The organism is Lacticaseibacillus chiayiensis, from assembly GCF_004123795.1.
In the GTDB taxonomy this organism is placed as follows: Bacteria; Bacillota; Bacilli; order Lactobacillales; family Lactobacillaceae; genus Lacticaseibacillus; species Lacticaseibacillus chiayiensis.
In genome coordinates this window covers 1-10,844 of sequence record NZ_MSSM01000037.1, presented here as the reverse complement: position 1 = coordinate 10,844, position 10,844 = coordinate 1, and the positions used below count along the sequence as shown (strand labels likewise).

At 46.3% G+C, this 10,844-nt stretch carries 12 protein-coding genes; 11 read left to right on the top strand and 1 reads right to left on the bottom strand.

Features of this window, described 5'->3' with window-relative positions; all coding sequences use genetic code 11:
- Window positions 1–24 precede the first annotated feature (24 nt).
- The 11 genes from BVJ53_RS15610 to BVJ53_RS12985 all read left to right on the top strand — a co-directional run bounded on the left by BVJ53_RS15610 (window position 25) and on the right by BVJ53_RS12985 (window position 10,226).
- Complete coding sequence (locus BVJ53_RS15610) at window positions 25–165, top strand: IS3 family transposase (protein WP_414467456.1); 141 nt, start codon at window positions 25–27, stop codon at window positions 163–165.
- Window positions 166–532: 367 nt separating this feature from the next.
- Window positions 533–1,699 carry a galactokinase gene (locus BVJ53_RS13030; protein ID WP_129302782.1) on the top strand — a complete coding sequence of 389 codons (1,167 nt, stop codon included), beginning with the start codon at window positions 533–535 and terminating at the stop codon, window positions 1,697–1,699.
- Window positions 1,700–1,764: 65 nt separating this feature from the next.
- Complete coding sequence (galE, locus tag BVJ53_RS13025) at window positions 1,765–2,760, top strand: UDP-glucose 4-epimerase GalE (RefSeq protein ID WP_129302781.1); 996 nt, start codon at window positions 1,765–1,767, stop codon at window positions 2,758–2,760.
- On the top strand, window positions 2,757–4,214 hold the full coding sequence (locus BVJ53_RS13020) for a UDP-glucose--hexose-1-phosphate uridylyltransferase (protein ID WP_129302780.1): 1,458 nt from the start codon (window positions 2,757–2,759) through the stop codon (window positions 4,212–4,214). The genes galE and BVJ53_RS13020 overlap by 4 nt, the downstream gene beginning before the upstream one ends.
- Before the next feature lie 42 nt (window positions 4,215–4,256).
- Window positions 4,257–5,252 carry a LacI family DNA-binding transcriptional regulator gene (locus BVJ53_RS13015; RefSeq protein ID WP_129302779.1) on the top strand — a complete coding sequence of 332 codons (996 nt, stop codon included), beginning with the start codon at window positions 4,257–4,259 and terminating at the stop codon, window positions 5,250–5,252.
- Between the two features lie 32 nt (window positions 5,253–5,284).
- Window positions 5,285–6,295 (top strand): aldose epimerase family protein, encoded by a 1,011-nt coding sequence (locus BVJ53_RS13010; protein WP_129302783.1) that lies wholly within the window; start codon window positions 5,285–5,287, stop codon window positions 6,293–6,295.
- A 724-nt stretch (window positions 6,296–7,019) separates the two neighbouring features.
- Window positions 7,020–7,514 (top strand): PTS galactosamine transporter subunit IIB, encoded by a 495-nt coding sequence (gene agaB, locus BVJ53_RS13005; protein WP_129302778.1) that lies wholly within the window; start codon window positions 7,020–7,022, stop codon window positions 7,512–7,514.
- Window positions 7,515–7,544: 30 nt separating this feature from the next.
- The gene (agaC, locus tag BVJ53_RS13000; RefSeq protein WP_129302777.1) at window positions 7,545–8,351 is read left to right on the top strand and encodes a PTS galactosamine transporter subunit IIC; all 807 of its coding nucleotides are present in this window, start codon (window positions 7,545–7,547) and stop codon (window positions 8,349–8,351) included.
- On the top strand, window positions 8,338–9,162 hold the full coding sequence (agaD, locus tag BVJ53_RS12995) for a PTS galactosamine transporter subunit IID (RefSeq protein WP_129302776.1): 825 nt from the start codon (window positions 8,338–8,340) through the stop codon (window positions 9,160–9,162). Before agaC ends, agaD begins: the two co-directional genes overlap by 14 nt.
- 33 nt (window positions 9,163–9,195) lie before the next feature.
- On the top strand, window positions 9,196–9,624 hold the full coding sequence (locus tag BVJ53_RS12990; protein WP_129302775.1) for a PTS sugar transporter subunit IIA: 429 nt from the start codon (window positions 9,196–9,198) through the stop codon (window positions 9,622–9,624).
- 122 nt (window positions 9,625–9,746) lie between these two features.
- The gene (locus BVJ53_RS12985) at window positions 9,747–10,226 is read left to right on the top strand and encodes a hypothetical protein (RefSeq protein WP_129302774.1); all 480 of its coding nucleotides are present in this window, start codon (window positions 9,747–9,749) and stop codon (window positions 10,224–10,226) included.
- A 273-nt stretch (window positions 10,227–10,499) separates the two neighbouring features.
- On the opposite strand, the gene tnpA is transcribed toward BVJ53_RS12985, so the two are convergent.
- Window positions 10,500–10,844 (bottom strand): IS200/IS605 family transposase (gene tnpA / locus BVJ53_RS12980; RefSeq protein ID WP_129302773.1); only part of this gene is annotated, 345 nt, incomplete at its 5' end.

The window sequence follows — 10,844 nt, the reverse complement described above, 5'->3', positions numbered from 1 at the left end:
TGGAACGAATTTAAACTGCGGTGGATGGATCGTCATCCAATGGCAAAGACTTACAAGGAATTCGTCCAGCTCGTTGAAGATGGGATCCACTATTTCAATCACGATAATCGTTCAGGACAAAGAGACGGCCTTACCCCAGAAGAATACTGGAATAAGGCCATCTAAAAGCTACCAAAATTTTATATTATTTCATCTGTCAACTTGACAGGGCCGACCGCAAGGAGTTGTGTCCTTTTTGTTTCGTCGTGATTCATTATCAGAAATTCTAAGTCGTGTCCACGGTGTGCGCCTCCGCGTATTTTGTTGGCGATTGCGGAGTTTGGCGTAGCGTAGAAGAAATAAGGAAAAGTTTTACTAAAATGCAAAGTTCTATGGTGGATTGCGGCGTAGGCAGCATGATTTGTTACCAAACTTGTACAAAGCAATTTGATATTAGTGCTTCCATTTGCGAGACTTTTTTAGTAAAATAAAAACGGTTACAAAAAGTTGCAAACAAAAATAGTTGGCTTGTGAAATATAGGGGGAATTGATAGTGAACAGTACAGATGTCACGAATGGCTTTACAGAGCAATTTGGCAAGAAGGCAGAGCATACGTTTTTCGCTCCCGGGCGGATTAATCTGATTGGCGAACATACCGATTACAATGGTGGGCATGTTTTTCCATGCGCAATTTCGCTTGGAACTTATGCAGCGGTTGGCACTAATGATGATAATGCGTTCCGTTTGTATTCGGCTAACTTCGCCAAGGTTGGGATTATTGACATTCCGTTCCCGGATCTTTTCCAGGAAAAGCGCGGCTTGTGGACGGATTATTTTCAGGGCATGGCGCGCGTGATGAAGACTGCGGGGATTAATTACACGCATGGCTTGAACGTTTACATCAACGGTAACTTGCCAGATGGTGCAGGACTGTCGAGCTCAGCTTCATTGGAAATGTTGGTCGGCACGATTCTGAATAATCTTTTTGACGGCGGATTTGCCCCGTTGGATTTGGTTAAGTTTGGCGTGAAAGTCGAAAACGATTATATCGGCGTTAACTCCGGGATCATGGATCAGTTTGCCATCGAAATGGGCCGTGCCAATCAAGCAACACTACTGGATACGAACACCATGAAATACGAGTATCTGCCGGTCGAAATGGGCGATAACGTCATCGTCATTATGAACACCAACAAGCGCCGTGAGCTGGCTGACTCCAAGTACAACGAACGCCGCAGTGAATGCGAAAAGGCCTTGGCGATGCTGCAAAAAGGCATCGACGTGAAGAGCCTTGGTCAGTTGACCGAAGATGAATTTGACGAAAACACGTACCTCATTTATGATCCGATTCTGATCAAACGTGCCCGTCATGCGGTTTTTGAAAATCAACGGACATTAACGGCGGCACAAGCGCTGCAAAAAGGCGACTTGACAACGTTTGGCAAGCTGGTTTCCGCATCAGGGGTTTCCTTGGCATTTGATTATGAAGTCACCGGCATTGAACTCGATACTTTGGTGACCAACGCTTTGAAACAACGCGGCGTCTTAGGTGCGCGGATGACCGGTGCCGGTTTTGGCGGCTGCGCGATTGCCATTGTCAATAGCGCTGATGTTGAGGACTTTATTAGCAACGTCGGTAAAGCTTATACTGAAAAGATTGGCTACGATGCCCATTTCTATGTGGCAGACATTGCTGACGGAGCTAAGCAGTTAAATTAGCGCTGGCTGACTATCAATCAGTCTAGGTGGATGCGAAAGCAAAAAGTAAAGGAGAAAACATTAACATGACAATTGCAGTTTTAGGTGGCGCAGGCTACATCGGTTCACATACGGTTAAGCAACTACTGGCTGACGGGGAAGATGTCGTAGTTTTAGACAACTTGATTACCGGTCATCGCAAGGCGGTTGATCCGCGCGCCCGCTTTTACCAAGGCGACATTCGCGATTACCACTTCCTAAGCCAGGTGTTCAGCAAGGAAAAGATCGATGGCATCGTGCACTTTGCGGCCTTTTCGATTGTGCCGGAATCCATGAAAGATCCCCTGAAGTATTTTGACAACAATACTGGTGGCATGATCACGCTGCTTGAAGCGATGAACCAGTTTGGTATTAAAAAGATTGTCTTCTCATCGACAGCCGCTACTTACGGTGAACCGAAGCAGGTGCCGATCAAAGAAACCGATCCGCAAGTGCCAACCAACCCATATGGCGAAAGCAAACTGGCCATGGAAAAGATCATGCACTGGGCCGACATTGCTTATGGGCTGAAGTTTGTTGCGCTGCGGTACTTCAACGTGGCTGGCGCAATGCCTGATGGTTCGATTGGTGAAGATCACCATCCCGAAACCCATTTGATTCCGATTATTTTGCAGGTTGCAGCAGGAACCCGTACCGGTCTGCAGATCTATGGCGATGATTACCCAACCAAGGATGGCACCAATGTTCGCGATTATGTGCATGTGGTTGATTTAGCTGACGCACACGTGCTGGCATTGAAGTATCTGAACGCCGGCAACCAGTCATCGGCCTTCAATATTGGTTCCGCTCACGGCTTCTCCAATCTGGAAATCTTGAACGCTGCTCGTAAAGTAACTGGACAGAAGATTCCGGCAACCATGGCACCGCGGCGTGCAGGCGACCCAAGCACCTTAATCGCCAGTTCGGACAAAGCACGCGACATTTTAGGCTGGAAGCCAAACTACGACGACATCGACAAAATTATCGAGACTGCCTGGAACTGGCACGAGAATCATCCGGAAGGTTTTGGTGACCGTCATTGACCGCAATTACCAACCATATTGAGACGATTATTAAGCTGAATCCGGATTATACCCACATGGATGCGGTGTATCTGACCAACAAACTGCTGAACCTCATTGGCGACGCGGCGCTTGACTTGCCCGGCGATCCGGACCCGTTAAAAAACCTTGATTTAATGGTCCAGGCCGCACAGGACAATGGTAAAATTCCGGATTCGCAATCGGCACGCCAGATTCTTGAATCCCAACTGATGGATTTTGCGACGCCAACCCCGAGCCGCGTGAATCAGCTGTTCTGGGATAAGTATCAAGCCGGGCCGCGGGTTGCGACTGACTGGTTCTTTGCTTTGAGTCGGGCGAATAATTATATTCAAACCCGGGCGATTGCCAAGAATCTGGTCTTTCCGGCCAAGACCGAGTACGGCGACTTGGAAATTACGATCAACCTCTCCAAGCCGGAAAAGGATCCGAAAGACATTGCCGCAGCAGCGCACGCCCAGTCTGGCTATCCGGCATGTGCGTTGTGTCTGCAAACGGAGGGCTATGCAGGTCGCAGTAATTTTGCCGCGCGCACGAATCATCGAATTATTCGGTTCTTGTTAGGTGGGAAAACCTGGGGCTTCCAGTATTCGCCTTATGCTTATTTCAATGAGCACGCGATCTTTTTGGATGCCATTCATGAGCCCATGGTGATTGATCAGAGTACATTTGAAAATCTGTTGGCGATTGTTGCCATGTTCCCGACGTATTTTGTCGGCTCCAACGCGGACTTGCCAATCGTTGGCGGTTCGATGCTGGCTCACGAGCATTATCAAGGTGGGCGGCATACGTTTCCAATGGCGAAAGCGCCAATCGAGACCCAAGTTGAGATCAGCGGCCATCCACATATTTTCGCCGGTATTGTGAAGTGGCCGATGAGTGTCATTCGCTTGGTCAGCGCTGATCGCGAGGAACTGGTGAACGCCGCTGAACATGTTCGGCAGGTTTGGGATCAGTATACGGATGAATCTCTTGACGTGCGGGCATTTGTAGACGGTAAACCGCACCACACCGTGACGCCGATTGCCCGCCGTGTCGGCTCCGAATACCAGCTTGATCTGGTTTTGCGTGATAATCAGACCAGTAAGCAGTATCCTGACGGTATTTTCCACCCGCATCAGGATGTCCAGCATATTAAAAAGGAAAATATCGGACTCATCGAAGTGATGGGACGTGCCATTTTACCGGCACGGCTCAAGACGGAATTGGCTGAAGTCCAAAAATACTTGTTGGACGAAGCCAATGACATGAAGCCGATTCACAAAGCATGGGCGGACCAGCTTAAGGCCAAATACCAGTGGACGCCAGATAATGCAGAAGCGCAACTACAAGAAGCCGTGGGCCGCGTCTTCGCCCGTGTGCTGGAAGATGCTGGCGTGTTTAAACGCGATGAAATCGGACAAAAGGCTTTCAGCCGCTTTTGCCGCACACTTTAAGCGTATGTTTTGGCAGTATGGTCAGGGAAACGGAGGGAATCGATGACCACGATTACTGACATTGCGAAAGCGGCGGGGGTATCGATCGCTACGGTTTCGCGAATTTTGAATTATGACGCGACGCTGGCTGTGACACCAGAAACGCGGCAGCGCGTTTTGAAAACCGCTGAGAAATTAGCGTATAAGCCGCGACGACGCAAACGGGTACCCACTCAGACAACGGTGGCCCTGGTCCAGTGGCGTAGTGAACAAGAAGAATTGAACGATCTTTATTATCTGCAAATTCAGTACGAGATTGAAGCGAAAGCGGCCAGTGTTGGGTACCATTTGCAGAACTTTCACCTCGAGCAGCTGGATAGTGACAGTGTTGCCAACATCCAAGGCATCATTGCTTTAGGTAAATATGACGCAGGCGAAGTGGCAAAAATAAAAGCATTGGGGCTTCCGGTAGTTTTTGTTGATCAGAACATGCTGGCGTTCGACTGCGACTCGGTTACCGCCGATTATGCCGGGCCGATTAAAGAGATCATTGCGCATTTTCGCAAAGTCGGCATTGACGATATTGGCTTTCTCGGCGGACTTGAGACTAGTCGCAGCGGCCGTGAACAGTTTCAGGATGTGCGAACAGCAACGTTTGATCGTGTGGCTAAAGAAGCCGGATTCGCACACCCTGAGTTTCGGCTGATCGGCAAATTTACGCCGGATTCAGGTTACCGCTTGATGAAAAATGCGATTGAAACGTTAGGCGACCAGTTGCCGCATGGCTTCATTATTGCCAACGACACCATGGCGGTTGGTGCTTTACGCGCGTTGAACGAGTCTGGCTTAGCGGTGCCGCAACGGGTTTCTGTCATTAGCTTTAACGATGTAGCAGTCGCCAAGTTCACGACACCACCACTGTCGACGGTTCATGCGGCCACGGATCAAATGGGCCAGACAGCGGTTGAGTTGTTGCAGGCAAGGCTGACCGATGCCAAGCGGGTACCACGCCAAGTCAATTTCAAGAGTGAGCTTGTGATGCGGGCCAGCAGTTTGTAGTGATACCGTGTTACATCATTAAGGAGGATATGATGGACGTTTCAGTGGAACAATATGGTCAGTACCAAGGACACGACTTGTACGAACTAACATTGACCAATGATCAGGGAATGGTGGTCAAACTGCTAAACTACGGCGCAACTTTGGAAAAAGTATTGCTGCCGGAAGCTGACGGGTTGCACAATATGATTCTTTCGCTGCCAAGTCGTGAGGATTACGCTAAAGAACGCAACTTCTTAGGTGGGACAGTTGGCCGCATTGTCGGTCGGATTCGCGGTCATGTGTGGCAACATGGTGATGTCAAAGTCGATTTGCCCATGAATGAAGGTAACAACCACATTCATGGCGGCGATGACGGCCTCGATCGGCAAGTTTACAATTTTCGCATTGAAAAAACCGACACAACAGCAAGTGCCAGCTTTACGTTTGTTGATCCAGCCGGACACAACGACTATCCCGGCAATCTAAAGCTGCAGGTAACGTATACGCTGACTAACACGAATGCCCTACAGTATCGGCTTGATGCCTTGAGCGATGCGGAAACCTTGTTTAATCCGACCAACCACACTTACTTCGCACTGGATCAACCGGCCACGATTGATGACACCACGTTGACCATTCCGGCTGACGATTATAAGCCACTAGACGCTGAGCACCTGCCCAATCAAGGCTGGCAGCCAGTAGCAGGTACCGTCTTCGATTTCCGCAAAGGCCAAAAACTCGGCGACGTCATCCACACCCGCGCCGATCAAATCACCGCCGAACGCGGCATCAACCATCCATTTCTTTTGAAAAACGGCAAAACATTGGCGGCCAAGTTGCAAACAGCTAAGCACACCATGACCTTAGTCACCACGGCGCCAAGTGTAGTCGTCTACACTGCTAACCATTTTGACGGCACCGGCATTCCTCATAACATCAAGCAGTTTGACGGTGTTGCCCTCGAATGCCAGTTTGCACCGGTCAGTGGGGATGATCTGTCGGCGATTACACTGTTGCCAGGGGAGCCGTTTACGTTGGCGAATACTTGGACGTTTGAGTAGGGTTGCTGCGATTAGCATGCTTATGGGTGAAGAAGGAAGCTTTCCTAATTTGGAAGGCTTTTTCTTTTGTAAAAGTTGGAGGAATCTCAACTGAGGCACCTATAGTTCTAGTTAACGATCACGTGTTCAAAAGGATATCAAGTAGACGGTACATATAAGTGGAATTTTATATAGAATGTTCAGTTGCAAAAAACCTGTTCAAAATAGGTGGATAGTCATTTAATTGCGCCCGATTTGTTTGAATGTGTTCTCTTTTGTTTTCTAGAAAAAATTAAAAGGAAAATTTTGCAAAGTTAAGAGTGTGCTTTAAGTGCTTACATATCAACGGATTAAACGTATATTTAACAGTCTATCTAATTTGCCAACCTTTTTTGAAATTTCCTTGACTCCTGAAAGCGTTTGTTTATAATAATTAGTGAACAGAAACAAACATTAATTAACAGTACAGAAACAAACGTTCTAACAAGCGAGCAAACGACTTGACTGATTCAAAAACAGCATTCTTTAAAGCTGGGATTCGATGGACACTTTCAATTAAGTGGTTGATCACTTTTGGGAACCGCACAGGCAAATTTATTTTTACTCCGGTTTCTGTAAGCGATATCAGAGAGGCATGTGGGTTTGTCCCAGGGAGATTGCCTTGTTTGTAAGAACGATAACGCTGCAAATATTTGACGTCAGTTTCCGTTCGCGCTTCGACAAAAAATATAGGGAGGTGAAAAGGATGGCTGCAAATATTGTTTTTACGCGTATCGACAATCGGTTAGTTCATGGTCAGGTTGGAGTTACTTGGACACGCGCCGTTAACGCAAATCTGATTTTAGTTGCCAACGACCAAGCTGCCACTGATCCGCTTCAACAGAAATTGATGGCAACAACCGCTGATTCTTCCGGTGCTGGCATCCGTTTCTTCACGATTCAACATACTATTGACATTATTGGGAAGGCCGCTGATCGTCAGCACATATTTATTGTCGTTAAGACGCCAGCGGATGTTCGCAAATTGGTTGAAAATGGTGTGCCAATTAAAGAAGTCAATGTTGGCAACATGCATTTTGCACCAGGCAAGACGGAGATTACTAAGAAAGTCTACGTCGACAAGCAAGACAAGGAGGATTTGCTAGCAATTGTGAATGCCGGCGTCAATATTTTCATTCAGGACTATCCAGGTGAAAAGAAGATACCAATTACTGCTGACTTATTAAAGAACGTTCAATAGTCAATAGATTAAATTGGAGGTGTCAGTTCCATGGATGTTACCTTAACTCAAGGGGTGTTAATCGCACTTTGGGCAATGATATCGGGTCTTGATTGTTGGCTCCAGGCGTTCTTCATTTTTCGTCCGATCATTGTCTGCACCGTCACTGGTCTTATCTTGGGCGATTTACAACTCGGTGTCATCGCCGGCGGGTTGACTGAATTAGCCTTTGCCGGTTTGACTCCTGCCGGCGGAACACAACCGCCAAACACAGTACTATGTGGGATTATGACGGTTGTTATTGCAGCAACTAACAAAACTGCTCCAGCAACAGCGATCGGGCTTTCATTGCCGTTCGCAATGTTAATGCAATATATTCTGTTGTTCTTCTACTCCAGCTTTTCACTGTTTTTGCCAAAATTCGATGAGTATGCCGCAGAAGGGAATACAAGGGCATTTAAACGATTGAATTTCGTTCCGCTCACGATTGTCACTTTGTCTTTCGGAATTATGGCATTCCTCAGTGCTTATGCTGCACAAGCACCAATGAAGATGCTTGTTAACTCAATGCCGCACTGGTTGACACATGGCTTCGAATTAGCTGGTGGCATTTTGCCTGCTGTCGGCTTTGCAATGCTGTTGAAGGTTATGTTAAAGGGTCAATACTTCGCATATTTGCTTTTAGGTTTTGTTATGGCTTCGATGATTCCATTCTCAAATGTTCTGCCAGTTGCTTTAGTTGGCGCTGTATTTGCGATGATTGAATTCTACCGTAGCCGTGATCAGATTAAGTTAGAAAAACAAGTCAAGGAAGTTGAAAACCAATCTCAAGGAGGAGGCATGAATGATGGCATCTGATGACAAGGATCATGAGAAGAATCATAAGAAGAGCATATTTACCAATCACGAAATCTCCATGCTTGGGATTCGGTCTAACTTAGTTCAAGCGTCATTCTCATACGAACGGATGCATGCACCAGGCTGGACTTGGGCACAGTTGCCATATTGGCAAAAGATCTATAAAGATGATCCGGATGGCCTTAAAGCAGTTATGACCGACAACATGGAATTTATCAACAGTTCACCGCCACTTTATCCTATTCTGATGGGCTTACTGCTGACGATGGAAGAAGGCCACGTTGATCGGACAACTATTAAAGGTTTAAAGAACGCATTGTTTGGTCCTATGGCCGGCATCGGTGATGCGATTTTCTGGTTCACTATTATGCCGATTGTTGGTGGTATTTCTGCATCAATCGCGAAGAACGGGAATGTTTTTGGACCAATTCTGTTCTTCCTGGTTTATCTGTTCCTATTCTGGTCACGTATTCCGTTGGCGCACTTGGGTTATAATCTTGGTACTCGAGCGATCGACGTTATTCAAGAAAACTCTCGAATCATTTCACACGTCGCTTCTATCTTAGGTTTAACCGTTATCGGTGGTTTGATTGCTAGTTACGTTAAGATGTCACTTACCATTAAGGTTGGCGCTGGGAACACAGTTATCAACTTGCAAAAGCAGTTGCTGGATAAAATCTTCCCGAATATTCTGCCATTTGCATTTGTCTTCTTGCTGTATTGGCTGTTGAAGAAGAATGTTAACCCAATTTGGCTAATTGTCGTGACCTTTGTGCTTGCCATCGTTATGGCGGCCATTGGTTGGATGTAGCTGTTAGTAAGCGATTTGAGGAGGAATTAGACATTGAGTAAAGTTCAAGTTATCGTCACTGGACATGGTACTTTTGCCGATGGGTTCAAGGGCGCACTACATCTTCTGGCTAGCGTTCCAGACAACTGGTCGTTCGTGAACTTTTCAGAAGGCATGAGCGATAAACAACTCCAAGCTAAGTTTGAAACGATTCTTGGATCTGATCCAAAACCGACATTGTTTTTTACAGATTTAGCTGGCGGAACCCCGTACAAAGTGGCGGCAACCCTAGCAAGCAAAAATCCGCAATTCGCTGTTGTTTCAGGCTGTAACCTAGGGTCGTTACTTGAATCTGTATTCAGTGACTATGATAATGCCGATGCTTATGCTGATGCGATTATTGCTGCATCAAAACAAGGTACGCAAAAGTTTACGCTGGATATGCCAGACAATATGGCTACTGGCTCTGATGACGGTATCTAGTTACCGTTGACTTATATGGGGATGCAGTTGTTTAAGGGGGCGTGGCTCATTAGTCACGTCCTCTTTTCTGGCAATATGTCAACGATTTGAGTGGTAGGATCAGAACATGAGGAGTGAATGATATGGCGACTAATATTTCGATTCTTGTTTTAGCAATGATTGCGACCGGTATGGCTATCATGATTTATCAACGACGTAAATATTTCTATCTGGGAACTTTCTTTATAGGGCAAGGCATGACAAGCACCGTCATTAATTTAAAAAACAGCGGTCATTACGTTATCAATATTACCGATGTAAGTGAGAACCCTAAATCGCCTGCTAGTTTTAAGATCGAAGAAGGTTCCTTTAGTAAAAATGGAGCAATCATTGATTTGAAACCGGAAAAGCTTTCAACTTTTACGTATCCAAATTCGCAAGCATTAATGACGAATAACTGGGGCGGACATGAGGAGTCAGAATCTGAAAGCCATCAAATATCATTGCAGGATCACGCGCTTATGCTCTCTGGGAAAACGCTCCAGCCGCTTAATCAAGGAAAAGTAGTGACCGTTAAACAATTTATACAAAATAAAAAGAAGTCAAAGTCCACTAAAGCGTGATCAGTTGAGTCAACACTTTTCGGGTCTAATTTCATTAGCAAATGGGAAAAAAGCTAATCCCGCCTAAGACCAGATTAGCTTTTTGCGTATATTTCCCTTAATGGTAGTTTTGGAGCTTGAAGGGATCGCTTGTAGGGGTAAGTAAACTTACCTTTTAGTGAATCTGAAGCTGATTGCTTGGAATGTCTATTTTCGGCTTGAGTCAAATAGAGTTTTTAATTATGACTGGCCGGAAATCCCGTGACTTTAGTCATGGGATGGATAGGCCCTCTCTCAACGCCCTTTAGGGCGCTTTTTCAGTTCGTTGTACTTTTGGTTGTTGATGTAATTCTCAACGACGTCCTTGTTCATGTTGCCAAGTGTACTCATGTAGTAGCTGGGTGACCATAAATGCCCACCCCAATCTTGAGAATGGCGAATTTCCGGATGCCGTTTGAGAAAGATAAAGGCGCTTCTGCCCTTGAGCGCCTTGATGGCACTGGTTGGTGCCTTGCTAGGCGGAAAACTGATCAATACATGGACATGATCGGGCATGACTTCCATTTTTTCGATCACAATTTCATTATCATCGGCAACCTTTTGCAGAATGACCTTCATTTCATCTACCAGTTTCCTGGT